Origin of the sequence: Alicyclobacillus pomorum DSM 14955, from assembly GCF_000472905.1 — a bacterium.
Lineage (GTDB): Bacteria > Bacillota > Bacilli > Alicyclobacillales > Alicyclobacillaceae > Alicyclobacillus_A > Alicyclobacillus_A pomorum.
On the sequence record NZ_AXAR01000009.1, the window covers coordinates 84961 to 100915 of the forward strand.

Sequence of the window (15955 nt, forward strand, 5' to 3'; positions counted from 1 at the left end):
TACATATGAGGGAGGGCATGATCCATGAATGTGGCAAATTCGATTCTCGAATTGATTGGCAACACGCCAGTGGTACGACTCAATCGGCTGCCTGAAGAAGGCTCTGCAGAGGTATTCGTGAAGCTGGAGTGGTTTAACCCTGGCGGCAGTGTGAAAGACCGGATTGCGCTATCGATGATTGAAGCTGCTGAACGTGAAGGAAAGCTGAAGCCTGGTGACACCATCGTGGAACCCACCAGTGGGAACACCGGCATTGGCCTCGCTTTGGTGGCTGCCGCAAAAGGTTACAAAGTCGTCCTCACGATGCCGGAGACGATGAGCCAAGAACGTCGCAGCCTCCTCAAAGCCTACGGTGCAGAGCTGGTCTTGACGCCAGGTGCGGACGGAATGCGGGGCGCTGTCGAGAAGGCTCGCGAACTGCAGGAGAAGTACGGTTACTTTATGGCTCAGCAGTTTGACAACCCGGCCAACCCCGAGATCCACGAACGGACTACTGGTGTTGAAATTGTGAAGCAAGTGGACGGAAAACTGGATGCCTTCATCGCCGGTGTGGGTACCGGCGGCACGCTGACGGGGGTCGGACGCGTACTGCGCCGCGAGATTCCAAACTGCAAACTGATTGCCGTGGAACCGGCAGCATCCCCGATTCTTTCCGGTGGAAAACCGGGCCCGCACAAGATTCAAGGTATTGGTGCGAACTTCATTCCTTCCATCCTGGATACAAACCTCTACGACGAAGTGCGTACGGTTGAGAACGAAACTGCCTTTGAAGTGGCACGCCGCCTGGCCCGCGAAGAAGGATTGCTCGTCGGCATTTCCACCGGAGCCAACGTGCACATCGCGCTGCAAGTGGCCAAGGAACTGGGCAAAGGCCACCGCGTCCTGACGGTGTCTCCGTCCAACGGCGAGCGTTATTTGTCCACCCCGCTGTTCCAGGACTAAGTGCGAGATATTCACAGGTAGGGCTTCGTATTGTGCCCTGTATGCAAAACGAACCACGGATCCCCTCAGTGGGGAGCGTGGTTCGTTTTCTTGTAGGGGTGAGACGAGAGGGAGGCCCCAATGCCGTACCAGCGCTTATGTTCATGTCGGATCACAACAATCCAATCCCTACCTAAAAAACGATAATATATAATGAATAGGATCTGTCATGGCATGAATGGTAATAATACCCTTGTTATGGCAGGAGTGACGTAGAAGAGGAGGAGTCACCGATGCTCGGCAGAACCCACATGGCCATCGGCGCGGTCGCTACAGCCGCACTGGCGCCCGCTGTTTTCGGCGTGCATTGGATAGCCCTGCGAGATGTGGTGAGTTTGAACTGGGACGTTGTACCTCACACGGTTGTAGCTGAGGGATCTCTCGTGGTGGGTGCGCTGGTCGGCAGTCTCTTGCCCGACTTGGAAGAACGCCATTCACTCATGGCTCACAAGGTGGAACGTATCGGGCAGCTGGTGCTGACGGCTATGTTGATTGCACTGGTGTTTCTCTTGCACATGCAGTCTTCCATCTTTGCGTGGGCACTTGTGGTTCTGCTTGCCCTCCTGAGTGGCGTACGGTCTAATACAGCGCGAAGGGTCGGGTTAGCGGTGTTAGGAGGGGGATTGTTACTCCTATCATTCGTCGGACACCTTCCTTTCCTCGCTGGAATTTTGCTTGCGTGTTGGGCGGCGGGAGCCATGTTCACGCCGCACCGAACGTTCACACACAGTTTGCTGGGCCTGGTGTTGCTCTCCTGTGGCGCACTGGTCGCGCTTTCTCGCTACCACCTTGGAAATGTCGCCGATGGCATCATCTTGGGATACGCATTCCACATGATGGCAGACGGGGTCTCAGGGGGCGTCCCGTTGTTTTGGCCGTGGCGACATCGACAAGGCATCCGATTGGTGTACACCGGGAGCGTTTGGGACCACATGATTGGTGGGTTGGCCACTCTGGCGTTCATTGCGATGGTCATCTGGTAACGGGTCGCTTGAAGAACGGGGCGCTGCATCAGCGCCTCGTTCACATCCCGATGTACCTCGCGTATAGGCTGCGGGCCCGGGATGGGTCCTCGGTCCCTTGAATCAGTGCTCTGCCGTCCCTGAACAGCGTCATGACCACATCTTCGACTTCAAACCGCAACAGATGCTCTGTGTACCGAACCTGTCCGACTTGACGCAATCGATGGGCCATCCCATCGAAAGACACAGTTCTTCCCGAGTCCGGCCGGACCTGAATCGTCTGACGGCCACACAAAGATACTGTCAGTGCATCCTGTTGCTTTTGAAGTGCCCGATACTGGTGTTGTCCACAGCATGGACAAGCCTCGTTTCGTCCAGGATAGCCGATACGGCGGAACTCGTTGCTCCAGACGTCGACATAGGTCAGGCCATTGGCCAGCGACTCCGCGTTTCCAGTGAGGTATTTCAGCGTCTCCGCCACCTGCAAGGAAGCGATGATGGACACAATCGGCGCAATCACACCGACCGTATCACATGTGTCAGTACCACCGCCTTGTTCGGGACCCAATAGACACACGAGACACGGGGTGATGCCCGGGCGCAGAAATGCCGTGGTGCCATAGGAGCTGACGGCACCTCCGTAGCTCCACGCAATCCCGTGTTTCACAGCGACATCGTTGATCAAATACCGCGTTTGAAAGTTGTCCGTGCCATCCAAAATCACGTCCACGTCGGTGAGCAAAGACTCTGCATTGCGCCACGTGAGATCTGTGGCAAGCGCTTCTATTTCTACGTCGGAGTTTGCCCGCTGCAACTTTTCTTTCGCAGCCACTGATTTCGGCAAACCTTCTTTGGCATCGATTTCATCGTACAAAGCCTGGCGCTGAAGATTGGAGGGCTCGATGATATCCCTATCAATCAAGCGCACAAAGCCGACCCCGGCACGAACCACTTGTGTGGATAATATCGTGCCTAAAGCGCCCATGCCAACGATGGCAACGCGAGCCTGCGCGAGACGTTCCTGTCCTGTGGGTCCAATCGGGCGAAACAACATTTGTCGAGAATACCGTTCGCGCATCGTGTCCGTTGACATATCGGGTCTCCTTTCATAGAATTTGCTCCATTTTACACCCAGAGGCCCACCGCGAGTATCTCATCCGTCGTGATGTTCGCACAAGTACGTCATTTCTCATGACGCCATGACATATGCGACCACACAGGTTCTACCACAAATCTACCTTTGCTTGACGACGGAAGTACAGCATGGTACCTTATGGCCAACGAGATGAACATGAAAATACCACAACGATAGTCTCACGTGGTTGCGTTTGCTGGGCTGAGAATGGACACCCGCCGTACCTTTTCTTTGAGGTACGGTTTTTTTCGTTCCAAGACACCCGGTGATGCATCTCCGTGATTTTCCCCGAAAGGCAGGTGCTCGCAATGCGCGCCGTATTGCACGTCATCAGTGACCGGCAGCGAAAGCCCGTCCCATTGCTCGACGTGCTCACCCAAGCCGCGGAAGGCGGAGCAGACGTCATTCAGATTCGTGAGAAGAAGGCACCCGCCATAGAAACCTACCAACTCTGCACGTCACTCAAGGAGAAATTGAGCCAAATGGACCGTACGCCTCAGTTGTTTGTCAACGACAGGGTGGATGTCGCCATGGCAGTCTGTGCGGATGGGGTTCATTTGGCGAGTCGATCCCTCCCCCCTGGTGTGGTCAAGACGGTCACGAAACAATCTTCGTGGCACGGCCTCGTCGGCGTCTCCGTACACAGTGTGGAAGAGGCCAAATTGGCCGCGGCTGCCGGAGTAGATTACGTCACGTTTGGACACATTTTCGCCAGCGAGTCTCACCAAGGTGAGCCACCACGCGGTCTGTTGGCACTGGAGCGCGTCGTCGGTGCGGTCGACATTCCGGTCATCGCCATCGGTGGTATTGACGTGCACAACGTCGGCCCTGTGCTGGATACAGGTTGCAGCGGGGTCGCGGTGATTGGCGCTGTCCTCCATCACGCGAATCCACGATATGCGACAGAGCGCTTGAAAGAAGAAATGGACAAGGCGAGAACCAAACCTAGATTTGCGTTTCCGGTTGGGACGGTGAATGCGATTGGCGAATTCCTATGATGTGATTGTCGTGGGCGGTGGTGCCATTGGCTCAGCGATTGCATGGCGCCTCGGTCAGACCGGGCGAAAGGTTTTGTTGTTGGAGCGTGGGCAAATCGGTCAGGAAGCTTCCAGCGCGGCAGCAGGTATGCTCGGCGCGCAACTCGAGGTAAAAGAGCCAGGCCCCTTCTACCATCTCTGCTTAGAAAGCCGGTCTCTGTACCCAAGATTCAGCATGGAATTGTTTGAAGAAACAGGCATTGACATCGAGTACACCCGAAACGGCATCTTGCAGGTCGCGACATGTGAAGGAGAGGTCGAGGTATTACAGGAACGGATGCGCTGGCAAACGGCAGACGGCGGTCGAGCGGAGTGGATTCCCTCCACGTTGGTGGCAGAACTTGAACCGGCACTGGCCCCAGTGCATGGTGCATTGTTTTTGCCGGAGGACGGAAATGTCTTCGCTCCGCGCGTCGCTTGCGCGGTCGGTGTGGCGGCGAAGAAGCGATGCACCGTCCTGGAGGGTGCCGACGTGACAGACATCCAGTCCACAGGGACACACGTGGTGGTACATACACCGACCGATTCCTTCACCGCAGATACCGCCGTTGTCGCTGCGGGGGCCTGGGCGGACAAAATCCTTCAAGGAAGTGGCGTTCAGTTTGGCATTGCTCCCGTCAAAGGTCAACTGTTTTCCATCCGTCCGACGGGAAACATTCGCCTGACCAAGACGGTGTTCTCAGACGACATCTATCTCGTGCCAAAACGCAATGGCAGCATCGTCGTCGGTGCAACGGAGGAGCATGGTGCAGGGTACAACCGAACCGTCACCATGGAAGCGTTGCATGAACTGTTCAGCCGAGTGCAATCCATTGCACCGGGCCTCTCCGATGCACAGTTCGAACGTGCCTGGAGTGGACTTCGCCCCGGTTCGGCGACCGGATTCCCTGCCATCGGACCGATTCCCGGACATCCGCGGATCCACGTTGCGGTGGGTCATTTCCGAAACGGCATTCTGCTCACGCCACTGACAGCAAAGATGGTGGTGCATTCCATTGAGGGGAATCCAGCGCCAGAACTGTGGTCCGCATTTCGGCCCGAAGTCCATCTTGCCATGAAGGAGGGACATGCAACATGGTGATAACGGTCAACGGACAGCGGCGCGAAGTAACCGGTGGTTCATCCATTCAGGATTTACTGAACCAGTTTCAGCTCACCCAGGAGCGAGTGGCCGTTGAAAAGAATGGAACCATCATCGAACGAGTGAACTACGAACACACCCTCTTATCCGAGGGGGACACGGTTGAAATTGTTCGGTTTGTTGGCGGCGGTTGAGCACGGCGGAGGATTCAGCAATCAGCAAGCAGTTCATCATCCATCCAGGGGGGCTTCCAGTGACAGATACGTTGAGAATCGCGGACCGAGAATTCCACTCCCGTTTAATGGTCGGGACGGGGAAATACGCGACATTTCAAGAAATGAAAGAAGCTTTGGAGGCGTCTGGCACAGAGATTGTCACCGTTGCCGTACGCCGCGTCAACCTCGACACTCGTGAAGAATCCTTGTTAAACTACATCAATCTCGACCGTTATTTTATCCTGCCGAATACAGCGGGTTGCCAGACAGCGGAGGAGGCGGTGCGCACAGCTCGTCTCGCGCGTGCGGCCGGACTTTCCAATTGGGTCAAACTCGAGGTCATTCCGGCGGATGGGACCCTTCTTCCGGATCCCATAGCCACTGTTGAAGCCGCAAAAACGCTCGTCGAAGAAGGGTTTGTCGTGTTGCCGTACACGACGGACGACCATACGGTGGCCCAACGCCTCATCGACGTCGGCTGTGCGACCGTTATGCCGTACGGATCGGCCATTGGTACAGGACAAGGTCTGCCCAATCCAGAGCGCCTTCTGCGGATTATCGATGTCGCTCGGGGCAAAGTCCCGGTGGTCATCGACGCTGGCATCGGCGCACCCTCGGATGCCGCATTGGCGATGGAACTCGGTGCAGATGCCGTGCTTGTCAACACAGCGATTGCGAAGGCGCGGAATCCGATTGAAATGGCTCGCGCGATGGCATTGGGCGTACAAGCAGGCCGCGCGGCCTACTTAGCCGGCAGGATGCCAAAATCCGAAACGGCCTCCCCAAGCAGTCCGGTGGTGGGAATGGTCGGCAAATGACCCGTTGAAAAACCGAGCGTCGCCGATGTAGATGCCCCTTGCACGAGTGCTCCGGGTTAGTTCTGGCTTTGGATGGATTCCAGTTCTTCGAGTTTCGCAGCCGCTTCTTCCCAGTCTGCGATGAGGGTTTCCATCTCCTGTTCCAGCCGCTGCATTTCGTCATTCAGGGCGATGGTCTGTTCGACGTTTTGGGCGATGGCCGCCTCCGTCAACTCCGTGGCAATCGCTTGCTGGCGAGATTCCACTTCTGCTATGCGGGCTTCCAGGCCCGCAACGCGTTCGCGGAGTTTGCGGATGTCGGCGGATCGGACGTGGCGGCGGGCGTCAGCGGGGGGCGCGGGCGGTTTTCGCTCCCCTTTTGCCGCAGGCGTCTGCGATACCACTTCGTCTGCCCACTTTTTCTCTTCCTCGATTTTTGCCACGTACTCACTGTAGTTTCCGATGTACACGTGGAACCCTCGTTCATCCATCGTGACGACGTGCGTGGCAAGGGTGTCGATAAAGTAACGGTCGTGCGAGACGAACAGCAACGTACCCTCGTAGTCCTGCAGTGCATCCTCCAGCACTTCCTTGCTGACAAGGTCGAGGTGGTTGGTTGGCTCGTCCATGACGAGAACGTTGGCTTGCTTTAGCATCAGCTTGCACAGTGCAAGGCGGCTCCGTTCACCGCCGCTGAGTGACGCGACCGGCTTGTCCACGTCCGTGCCGCGAAACAGGAAACGGCCGAGCGCAGTGCGGACGGTGGTCATGTCGAGTGTCGGGTACTCGTCCCACACTTCGCTCAGCACCGTTTTGTTGGGATGCAGATCTGCCTGTTCCTGGTCGTAGTAGCCGATGGTGACGTGGGTGCCCCAGCGGATGCTGCCCGCGAGGGGCTTCACTTTACCGACAATCGCCTTGAGAAACGTCGACTTGCCTGTCCCGTTGGGTCCGAGGATGGCGATGCGTTGACCTTTGGCAACACGCAGCTGCAGAGGCCCGGGCAACGTCTTGCCGGGGTAGCCGATGACGAGGTCTTCGACGGTGAGCACGTCCTTGCCGGACTCCCTCGCACACGAAAATCGCAGAGCCATCTGCGGCGTGTTCACATTGGGCTTCTCAATGCGCTCCATCCGTTCCAGCATCTTGCGGCGACTCTGGGCCCGCTTCGTGGTGGTCGCCCGGACGATGTTCTTTTGAATAAACGTCTCCATCCGCGCAATCTCTTTCTGCTGTGCTTCGTAGCGCTTCATGTCGGCTTCGAGACGTGCCGCTTTTTGCTCAATGTATTCGCTGTAATTGCCTACGTACCGCGTTGTTTTTCCGTCCTCCAACTCGTAAATCACGGTGGCGACTTTGTCTAGAAAATAGCGGTCGTGGGAGACCAACAGCAGCGCGCCTTCGTATCCTTCCAGGTAGCTCTCAAGCCAGGAGATGGTCTCGGTGTCCAGGTAGTTGGTGGGCTCGTCGAGCACGAGCAGGTCGGGTTGCCAAGCGAGCAAGCGAGCCAGAGAGAGCCGCGTCTTTTGGCCGCCGCTCAGTGATTCGACCCGCCGCTGGTGCATGTCAGACGGAAACCTCAGGCCGTCGAGCACGCGGCGCACGCGGGCTTCTACCGCGTATCCTCCTGCTGCTTCAAACTGGTTGCGCAGCCTATCGTACGCGGTGGAGAGTTCCTGGAACTTCCGCTCGTCACCGAACACGGCAGGGTCCGCCATCGCTTGTTCCATCTCGCGCAACTTGCGTTCCATGTCGTACAAGTCGGTGAACGTCTCCGCCACATACCCGAAGACGGTGGCCCCGGGTTTTGCGTCTACAAACTGAGACACATATCCTACACTCGTTCCCTTTGCGACGCTCACTTCTCCGGCATCCGGCAGTTCCTCTTGGACAGCAATGCGAAGCAGGGTGGACTTACCGGCGCCATTGGGCCCCACCAGCGCAACGCGGTCTCCGGTTTGCACCGTCAGACTGGCATCTATCAACACATCGTGGATGTCGTAATGTTTTGCGATATGGCTTGCTTGTAGCAGAATCATGAGGTGTCTCCTCGTTTGTTCAGTTCCTGCGGCGCCATGGTGGTGAGCCGCGGTTCATATATCTACCGCCAGTGTACCGAACACCGGCAGCGCCGCCAAGTTGAGCATCCGCGGCTTTTGTATAAACCTTCAATCTAAGGAAAATTCTAAACGGGATTGGAGGGGTGCTCATGGAAGTTCAGCGTGCGTTGGAAATTCTGAAATCTCAGCAGCAATACGACGTGTTGTACGAAGGGGATTCGGTGTGGATTGACGACGTCAATCCAGACAACAAAACGGCCACGGTTCACTCTTTGCGCACAGGAGATGTGTTGCGCGTGGAAGTGGGACGGCTTCATGAACCACAAGGGTACCAATAACGCTCGAAACCACCTCGCCGGGAGGTGGTTTCTTTGTTCGCGGCTAGATACGCTCGACCTCAGACGAGAGGGTCGCAAAATATTGGATGACAAACTCGCGAAAGCGTTGCGCTGCAGAGGATAAATAACGTCTCTTGGACCATGCCAACCCAATGGTACGTTGGCACGTCGGTTCAATAATGCGCAATCGATTGGACAACCGTGGAGATGCTGCGAGCCAGGATAACGCTGGAACGAAAGCGATACCCAGTCCCTGTCTCACGAGTCTGCCGATGACATCTGGTTCATCTACCGAAAAACAAATGTTCGGGGTAAACCCAGCCATGTGACAAAACCTATCGGTCAGGTCACGAAATCCATTACCAGCATTCATGCTGATGAAAGGTTCATGTTTGACCTCACTCAGCAGCACGCTGTCACGTCCAGACAAAGGATGCCCCGGAGGGACGACTAAGAAAATTTCCTCCGTGATGAGGGGCCTCCATTCGATGTCTGGTCCTTCAATGGGCTCCGAAGAAATGGAAAAGTCAACTTCCCCATTTTCGAGCTGTTGTTTCATGGATGAAGGAGATTCAAAGTATTGCCGGAAATGAACGTCAGGATATTGAGCCAAAAATGAACTTAACAATCCAGGCAATATACTAGGGATGGATACGGACAATGTCACCATTCCCTGATTGAGCCCCGCTAAATCTCGTATCTCACGTTTCCCCTCGTTCAGTTCCATAAAGGCTCGTTTTACACGATCCAGGAATGCCTTGCCATACGCATTTAAACGTATCTGACGTCCCTGGCGGTCGAACAGAGGAACGCCAAGGTCTTCCTCCAAGCGTGCAATCGTTTTACTCAGAGAGGGTTGCGCGATTTGAAGTTGTTCCGCAGCCTTCGTCATGTGTTCCAGCTGAGCAACAGTTTGGAAGTACTTGAGTTGAAGGAACTCCACAATCATCTCACCTGATCCACAAAATCAATAGACCAAGATAAATTAACTTATAGCCAATTATGTATTTTACATCATGAGAATGGGTTCCTAAAATGGATCCGTCAACGTGCTTGCCGCAAACACCGCGCATTGTACGGAACCTGTTGTTGGCTGTTTTGTACATCGCTGGTTCATGGATTCACTTGCGGAGCATTCCACGATTCCATCAGCTGCGGACATTTCAAGAGAAGGAGGTATCTCGGTGAGTCAACTCAACGGCTCAACAGCAGCCGGTGCGAATACAGGACATGCCCCCAGACACTTGTTCATCTCCTTGTTAACGATGTTTGCGTTTGGGCCTCAGTATGTTCTCAACGTCTCCTATATGCTGAACCAGACCATTATCCAAAATACATTTGCGGCTGGTTCGTACGACTTACTCCTGCCTTCTGTGATATCCAATTTGGCTTTTGCCCTGTGTGTACCGTTTGGACCTGTCTTTTCAAGACAGTTTGGACTTCGGCGAAGCTATCTAACGCTGGTGCTCATCTTCCTGTTCGGATCAGTGATAAGTCTCGTATCTCCAGAAATGCCTTTTCTCACAATCGGGAGACTCATTCAAGGGTTGAGCGCTGGTGCACTGTTTTTGACCATCTTGCCTGTCGGTTTGATTTCCTTTCCAAACCAGGTGCGAAATTGGTTTTTGTTTTTAGCGATTGGCGGACTATTTGGGGCGTCTTCGGTTGGCGCATTTTTAGGTAGTTTGTCGTTAAGTATGGACGCTTGGCGATGGTTGTTTATGCTGTGCTGCTTGCCCTCATTGCTTTGCTTGTGGGTCGGGGCCGCGGTCTTGCCGAGAAATGAGCCCAAAGAACACCATCATCCTCCTTTTGACAGATGGGGTGCGCTCATTCTTGCGGCTACGGTGACCGTCGTTCTATTCCCATTAGTGAATCTCGAGAAGTTGGGTTTTGGCTCCGTATATGTGTGGCCATTCTTCGTCGCCACAGTGATTCTGTTTGCGATATTCATCGTGGTTGAGTGTACTGTGGAAGCCCCTTTGGTTCCTTTCCGTTCCATCCAATCTGTGAAACAAGCTTCTGGGGTCGTGATGGCCATTGCGAGCCATGTTGCATTGATTGTCGCACTGATGGGGACCAGTGGATTTCTACGAAACGTGAAAGAGGCCCCATTCGTACCACTGACCTACTTTTATCTCTGGTTTATCGTGGGCGTCGTTGTAGCCGCTCTTCTGAGTACCTGGTTATATGACAAAGTCGGCGCTGGGATGCTCGGTATGATAGGGTCTCTCGCGGTCATCTTGGTCAGCGTGCAATGGCGGAACATTGGACCAGACACTTCATTCACCACGCTGAACCTACAGATGGGCTGCGTGGGCGGTTCCATCGGAATGGTACTGGTATCCGGCGCATTAGCAACTGCGCTGGCCGGCGACATTCATCAAGCACGGTGGCGTTCTGTCACGCTGCATTTCAATCGGAACTTTATCGCTGCCATTGTTGTACCGGTCGTTGCGTGGTTTTTGTACAAGGAGACGACCATTCACTACGAAAACCTACGTGGACAGATCAGCCTAGCGAACCCGCAGGTGAACATGGAAATGGCCGGACTCACGCAACACTTTGTGGACAGTGGCCATGCGATGGCGAGCGCGAAGACATTGGCCTTTGCCACGCTCATGATGAATTCACAAAAGGCATCTCTGCTGAATGCTTACCAGGACCTATTCACGATGCTGCTTGTGTCTGGTGTCATCATGGCGGTCGCTTCCATCGGGATGGCGGTCACTGGAAAAGGTCGGTCCCTTGTACAAAAAGAGCAGCTTCAGAGGAAACCTGCACTTGCTATCGGTCCCATCGTGGAGACACCAGGACATCGACCCATGCTCGGAGTGAAAGGAGACTGACACACTGTGAATGCGAAACGTATGATTGTACTTCAAACGTGCTTCATCTTCATCGTCATCATTGCGGGCTTTGTCGGGTACTACTTCTACAACCAGTCGACAAATTACATCAAAACGGATAACGCGCAGGTATCGGGACAGCAAATCGTCATTGCTGCGCCTGCAACGGGGAAATTGACCAATTGGAATGGACAGGTTGGACAGCATTTTCACAGTGGTGATACCGTCGGTACGATTCAAGGCTCGACGGGGAATGGTACGGCGAATGTCAACGTGACGGATCCATCGGACTCCACCATTGTTCAAAACCTGGCCGTCGACAACCAATTTGTCGCTGCAGGTACACCGCTCGCGTACGCGTACGACATGAACAACCTGTGGGTCACCGCCAATATCAAGGAAACGGAAATCAATCACGTCAAAGTGGGTCAAACCGTCGACGTGTACATTGATGCGTATCCAGGCACCACGTACAGCGGTGTCGTGAAACAAATCGGCTACGCGACGGCATCGACATTCTCTCCGCTCCCTACAGGAAATACGGATGCCAACTACACGAAGGTCACTCAAGTCATTCCTGTGAAAATCCAGCTCACTTCCGGTGTGAGTGGTTTGGTACCAGGAATGAACGCAACGGTACGGATCCATCGATGAGGAACGGGACGGCTTCTGGCTGTCCCGTTTTACATACTGGGAGCATACCTTGTCTCCCTTGTCTCATACACTCTACAAGGTTGTACGAAAAGGGTGGAATAACCGCTAGCCAGCGCAGAGGATATCGTGCGCAAGCGAAGGTTGTTCAAGTATGGGACGGGGGGCATGCCTGTGTACGCACCGGACTTTCCGCTGCCTAACGGGTACCTGTGGCAGTATAACTTATTGGTGTGGTTGCAATCGTACGCAACACCAGACCTGGACAAAGCGGCCAAGTGGTTGTCCATGGTCGGCTTGGAAAACGTCTATATGGTCGCCTTGCCCATTGTCTTTTGGTCCATCCACAGAACCGTTGGGTTGCGCCTCGCTTACGTATTTCTGGCCTCCATGTACAGCAATGAGTGGTTGAAGCAGGTCACCAGCATTGTGCGCCCGATTGGGGTACCGGGCATCCGGTCCCTGTATACCGAATCGGCCAATGGCATCTACTCATTTCCGAGCGGACACGCCCAAGGGCCAATGACGTTCTGGGTCATCATCGGCAAGTGGATCCGCCAAAAGTGGTTCTGGCCCATCGCTCTGCTCTTGGTGTTGGCCATTGGCGTATCCAGGCTATACCTGGGGTTGCACTGGCCGATTGACGTCCTTATCGGGTGGGCACTGGGTCTTTTGTTTGGCGTCTGTGGTTGGTGGATGGGGAAGTGGTGGACGTATCGCACATTTGCGTTCAAGATTCGCATGACGTTTGCGCTGTTGCTGCCAGGCGTCCTGTTGGTGGTACACCGCGGATCTGCCTCCGCAGCGTATGCGGCGATGCTGCTTGGCCTCGGGGTGGGCGCTCTGCTCGAAGAGAGGTACCTTGGCACGGAGATGGATCCCGCCGTCTGGAAGCGCGTATGTGCCAGTGTCATCGGCATTGCGGGGCTAGTTGCGTTAAAATGGATTGTAAAATGGCCGCCTGACACCATCTGGCTGGTGAGCCGAGATCTCCTGATGGGACTGTGGGGGACGCTCGGCGCCCCGTATGTGTTCCAGTTGTGCGGCGTGTACCGAAGAGGCGAACCGAATGCGTGATGCCGAACACACAAGCCGTCCGTCCACTGGATGGGCCGAGCAAAAGCGGACACTGCGTCAACATTACCAACAGATCCGCAGTCAATTGACCATGGACGCCCGCCATGCGGCGGAGGTGTCCATCGCTTTACACCTGGTGGGACTGTTCCATGAATTTCGCGAACAAGGAAAGGTCCACAAACGGTCGGTCGCGCTGTACCGCGCACACCGCGGAGAAGTCGACGTAATGGACGCAGCGGACGCTCTGCGAAGAGCATCCTGGAAAACCGGCTTTCCGGTGACCCACCCCGAGACCCGCACGATAGCGTTTCGCGAGGCGGATGAACGAACCTCGTGGGTCAAGGGGGCGTATGGAATCTGGGAGCCTGTTTCCACGCAACCGTGGATGGCGGATGGCGAATTGTTTGCGGTGGTTGTGCCTGGACTCGCCTTCACCAAAGACGGGGGGCGGCTGGGGTACGGCGGGGGCTATTACGACCGCCTGTTTGAACGCCTCAGTGGCGACGTGTTGCGCATTGGGGTCGCGTACGCGGCCCAATTGGCGGACTGGCTACCGCTGCAACCACACGACGTCCGCATGCACTTCGTGGTGACGGAAGAAGGAGTGGTTTCGTGCGGATTGGCGGCATTGTATTAGCTGGCGGCCAGAGCCGCCGCATGGGCGTGGACAAGCTCCGTCTGCCGCGACACCCCGACGCCACCACTACCGTCTTGCAACACGTGGTGCAGGTGGTCTCAGCGGTAGTCGATGACGTGTACGTTGTGACGGCACCGGGTACGTTCCCGGAGGGGCTGTTTCCTTGCGCACACATCCTACACGATCCACACGCCCACCGCGGCCCGCTGTTTGCCCTCGCACACGCGTGGTCACAGGTGGACTGGACCGTGCGCGACGCATGCCTCGTCTGCGCGGGGGATTTGCCGGGACTCCAGCGACAGGTGTTGGACGAGCTGAAGGCCGCACTGGAGCAGGATGCGATTGCCGCCGATGGGGTTGTGGTGCGTCGAGACGGGCGGTTGCAACCGCTGCTCGCGGCCTACCGCAGTGCAGTGGGACAAGCCTGGCGCAGCGCTGTACAACACGGAGAGACCCGATTGATGCGTGTGGTGGCCGATTTGACGTGCGCTGTGGTGGATGCAGACGAGGCGCAGTGGCCAGCGTGGTGGACGCGGCCGATACATACGCCGGAGGATTACGAGGCGTGGCTGAGTGATGGGAGGAGTGGCGTGTGAAACGCGAAGTGCCTGTGGAGCAAGCGGTAGGCCTTGTGCTGGCTCACGATTTGACTCGAATTGTGCCCGGGGAGTTCAAAGGCCCGGTGTTTCGCAAAGGTCACGTGATTCGAGAGGAAGACATCCCCATGTTGCTGGACATCGGGAAACGCCATATCTACGTGCTGGAGATAGGGCCTGATGAAATGCACGAAAATGACGCGGCCGTCGCGATGTCCCGGGCCGTTGCAGGGGACGGGATTGTGTTTTCCGACGTCCACGAGGGCAAAGTGGTGTTGAAGGCCCGCAGTGATGGCATGCTTGCAGTGGATGAGCAACGGATGTTCGACATCAACCGGATTGACGGCATCTCGTTGACCACCCGCCGACCGAACATTCATGTCAAAGCCGGCACTTCCGTCGCTGGCATTCGCCCAATTCCACTGCTGATTGAGAAGCAAAAAGTAGAGAAAGTTTTGAATATCGCAACCGGCCAACCGGTTGTTGACGTGCTCCCCTACGTGGTGGACAAAGCCGTTCTCGTCACCACCGGCAGCGAGATTCAGTCGGGTCGAATCGCCGACAAAGCAGGGCCGGTTTTGGGCGAGAAACTCGCGGCCTATGGCGTACAGGTGGTTCGCCAGGTCTTTCCGGGGGACGAACAGACAGAGATTACGAAGGAAATTCAGTTGGCCTGCGAAGAAGGCATCCCGCTCGTGTGTGTCACCGGAGGTATGTCGGTGGACCCGGATGACAGATCACCGGCGGCCATTCGCGCTGCGGCCGACGAGGTGGTGACGTACGGTACGCCGATGCTGCCTGGCTCCATGTTGATGTTGGCGTACCGCGGATCGACAGCGATTTTTGGTCTCCCCGGCGCAGTCATTTACGATCCGGTGACGTCGTTCGACATCCTGCTTCCCCGCGTGTTGGCAGGTCAGAAGCTCACGCGTGACGACATCGCCCGGCTTGGCGTCGGCGGTTGGCTCAATGCGTAACGAAAGTACTTCTCGGACAGGGCGACCGTTCGTGGTGTCGGTGGTTGGTCCTCAGGACGCCGGAAAGACCACCTTGATTGCCCGGATGTGCGTGGAGTGGCGAAAGATGGGACTGCACGTCGGTGTCCTCAAGCACGACGGACACGCGGATGCGCGTGGCTGGGACGACTGGGAAAAGCCGGACAGCGACACCGTTCGCTATGCGCAGGCAGGCGCCGCCGTCACGATGGTCGCCGGCGGCGGACAGACCTTGCTCCGCGTGACAGCAGACAAGGATGCGGACCACGTGGAAGCGCTCTGCCGCCGGATGGTGGATGCTGCTGCGAGCAGTGGAACACCCCTCGACATCATCATAGTGGAAGGCTACAAGTCTAGTCGATTGAAAAAGGTCGTGCCCGTCCGCCGTCCATCGGATGTGGCGTGGCTGAACCGTCAAGCGCTGCAGAATGTGTACGCGGTGGTCAGCTCACCCGAAGTGGCCCATCTTGTCGGAGACTCGTGGCGAGTGTATGATGAGGACGACGTGGTTCAGCTTTGCTACCATCTCGGGAGGTGAGGTTTC

At 56.0% G+C, this 15955-nt stretch carries 17 protein-coding genes; 14 read left to right on the forward strand and 3 right to left on the reverse strand.

What is annotated here, in order from left to right; genetic code table 11:
- Window positions 1-24: 24 nt before the first annotated feature.
- On the forward strand, window positions 25-942 hold the full coding sequence (gene cysK / locus YWK_RS0110785) for a cysteine synthase A (RefSeq protein ID WP_026964801.1): 918 nt from the start codon (window positions 25-27) through the stop codon (window positions 940-942).
- Between the two features lie 272 nt (window positions 943-1214).
- Complete coding sequence (locus YWK_RS0110790) at window positions 1215-1964, forward strand: metal-dependent hydrolase (RefSeq protein ID WP_026964802.1); 750 nt, start codon at window positions 1215-1217, stop codon at window positions 1962-1964.
- A 40-nt stretch (window positions 1965-2004) separates the two neighbouring features.
- Here the strand turns inward: YWK_RS0110790 and YWK_RS0110795 are convergent, their stop codons facing one another.
- The gene (locus YWK_RS0110795; RefSeq protein WP_051375498.1) at window positions 2005-3021 is read right to left on the reverse strand and encodes a ThiF family adenylyltransferase; all 1017 of its coding nucleotides are present in this window, start codon (window positions 3019-3021) and stop codon (window positions 2005-2007) included.
- 365 nt (window positions 3022-3386) lie between these two features.
- Here YWK_RS0110795 and thiE point away from each other — a divergent pair, with 365 nt between their 5' ends.
- The 4 genes from thiE to YWK_RS0110815 are packed head-to-tail and all read left to right on the forward strand — an operon-like array spanning window position 3387 to window position 6229.
- Window positions 3387-4076, forward strand: coding sequence for a thiamine phosphate synthase (thiE, locus tag YWK_RS0110800; RefSeq protein ID WP_026964804.1), 690 nt, complete (start codon window positions 3387-3389; stop codon window positions 4074-4076).
- Window positions 4060-5196: a glycine oxidase ThiO gene (gene thiO, locus YWK_RS19480; RefSeq protein WP_051375487.1), complete on the forward strand. Its 1137-nt coding sequence runs from the start codon at window positions 4060-4062 to the stop codon at window positions 5194-5196. The genes thiE and thiO overlap by 17 nt, the downstream gene beginning before the upstream one ends.
- Window positions 5190-5390, forward strand: coding sequence for a sulfur carrier protein ThiS (gene thiS, locus YWK_RS0110810; protein ID WP_026964805.1), 201 nt, complete (start codon window positions 5190-5192; stop codon window positions 5388-5390). Before thiO ends, thiS begins: the two co-directional genes overlap by 7 nt.
- A gap of 59 nt (window positions 5391-5449) precedes the next feature.
- Window positions 5450-6229: a thiazole synthase gene (locus YWK_RS0110815; protein WP_035466733.1), complete on the forward strand. Its 780-nt coding sequence runs from the start codon at window positions 5450-5452 to the stop codon at window positions 6227-6229.
- Between the two features lie 56 nt (window positions 6230-6285).
- On the opposite strand, the gene YWK_RS0110820 is transcribed toward YWK_RS0110815, so the two are convergent.
- On the reverse strand, window positions 6286-8247 hold the full coding sequence (locus YWK_RS0110820) for an ABC-F family ATP-binding cassette domain-containing protein (RefSeq protein WP_026964807.1): 1962 nt from the start codon (window positions 8245-8247) through the stop codon (window positions 6286-6288).
- A 170-nt stretch (window positions 8248-8417) separates the two neighbouring features.
- On the opposite strand from YWK_RS0110820, the gene YWK_RS0110825 reads away from it, so the two are divergent.
- Window positions 8418-8606, forward strand: coding sequence for an H-type small acid-soluble spore protein (locus YWK_RS0110825; protein WP_026964808.1), 189 nt, complete (start codon window positions 8418-8420; stop codon window positions 8604-8606).
- Window positions 8607-8649: 43 nt separating this feature from the next.
- On the opposite strand, the gene YWK_RS0110830 is transcribed toward YWK_RS0110825, so the two are convergent.
- Window positions 8650-9549, reverse strand: coding sequence for a LysR family transcriptional regulator (locus YWK_RS0110830; RefSeq protein WP_026964809.1), 900 nt, complete (start codon window positions 9547-9549; stop codon window positions 8650-8652).
- A 241-nt stretch (window positions 9550-9790) separates the two neighbouring features.
- Between YWK_RS0110830 and YWK_RS19485 the strand changes: the two genes are divergently transcribed.
- The 7 genes from YWK_RS19485 to mobB all read left to right on the forward strand — a co-directional run bounded on the left by YWK_RS19485 (window position 9791) and on the right by mobB (window position 15949).
- Complete coding sequence (locus YWK_RS19485) at window positions 9791-11455, forward strand: MFS transporter (protein ID WP_084453640.1); 1665 nt, start codon at window positions 9791-9793, stop codon at window positions 11453-11455.
- A 21-nt stretch (window positions 11456-11476) separates the two neighbouring features.
- On the forward strand, window positions 11477-12109 hold the full coding sequence (locus YWK_RS0110845; protein WP_156909125.1) for an HlyD family secretion protein: 633 nt from the start codon (window positions 11477-11479) through the stop codon (window positions 12107-12109).
- 171 nt (window positions 12110-12280) lie between these two features.
- A complete protein-coding gene (locus tag YWK_RS21055) occupies window positions 12281-13183 on the forward strand; it encodes a phosphatase PAP2 family protein (protein ID WP_415782804.1) in 903 nt (300 codons plus the stop codon).
- The gene (locus YWK_RS19495; protein ID WP_051375489.1) at window positions 13176-13820 is read left to right on the forward strand and encodes a 5-formyltetrahydrofolate cyclo-ligase; all 645 of its coding nucleotides are present in this window, start codon (window positions 13176-13178) and stop codon (window positions 13818-13820) included. The genes YWK_RS21055 and YWK_RS19495 overlap by 8 nt, the downstream gene beginning before the upstream one ends.
- The gene (gene mobA, locus YWK_RS19500) at window positions 13796-14416 is read left to right on the forward strand and encodes a molybdenum cofactor guanylyltransferase (protein WP_051375490.1); all 621 of its coding nucleotides are present in this window, start codon (window positions 13796-13798) and stop codon (window positions 14414-14416) included. Before YWK_RS19495 ends, mobA begins: the two co-directional genes overlap by 25 nt.
- Window positions 14413-15393 (forward strand): molybdopterin-binding protein, encoded by a 981-nt coding sequence (locus YWK_RS0110865; RefSeq protein ID WP_026964812.1) that lies wholly within the window; start codon window positions 14413-14415, stop codon window positions 15391-15393. The genes mobA and YWK_RS0110865 overlap by 4 nt, the downstream gene beginning before the upstream one ends.
- Entirely contained in the window at window positions 15386-15949 is a 564-nt protein-coding gene (gene mobB / locus YWK_RS19505; RefSeq protein ID WP_051375491.1) for a molybdopterin-guanine dinucleotide biosynthesis protein B, read from the forward strand. Before YWK_RS0110865 ends, mobB begins: the two co-directional genes overlap by 8 nt.
- Window positions 15950-15955 lie beyond the last annotated feature (6 nt).

Excerpts from the sequence above, each read along its gene's own strand:
- YWK_RS0110845 (WP_156909125.1), top strand. The coding sequence starts at position 11,477 with ATGATTGTACTTCAAACGTGCTTCATCTTCATCGTCATCATTGCGGGC.
- YWK_RS0110825 (WP_026964808.1), top strand. The coding sequence starts at position 8,418 with ATGGAAGTTCAGCGTGCGTTGGAAATTCTGAAATCTCAGCAGCAATAC.
- cysK (WP_026964801.1), top strand. The coding sequence starts at position 25 with ATGAATGTGGCAAATTCGATTCTCGAATTGATTGGCAACACGCCAGTG.
- YWK_RS0110795 (WP_051375498.1), bottom strand. The coding sequence starts at position 3,021 with ATGCGCGAACGGTATTCTCGACAAATGTTGTTTCGCCCGATTGGACCC.
- YWK_RS0110790 (WP_026964802.1), top strand. The coding sequence starts at position 1,215 with ATGCTCGGCAGAACCCACATGGCCATCGGCGCGGTCGCTACAGCCGCA.
- thiS (WP_026964805.1), top strand. The coding sequence starts at position 5,190 with ATGGTGATAACGGTCAACGGACAGCGGCGCGAAGTAACCGGTGGTTCA.
- YWK_RS0110820 (WP_026964807.1), bottom strand. The coding sequence starts at position 8,247 with ATGATTCTGCTACAAGCAAGCCATATCGCAAAACATTACGACATCCAC.
- mobB (WP_051375491.1), top strand. The coding sequence starts at position 15,386 with ATGCGTAACGAAAGTACTTCTCGGACAGGGCGACCGTTCGTGGTGTCG.
- YWK_RS19495 (WP_051375489.1), top strand. The coding sequence starts at position 13,176 with ATGCGTGATGCCGAACACACAAGCCGTCCGTCCACTGGATGGGCCGAG.
- thiE (WP_026964804.1), top strand. The coding sequence starts at position 3,387 with ATGCGCGCCGTATTGCACGTCATCAGTGACCGGCAGCGAAAGCCCGTC.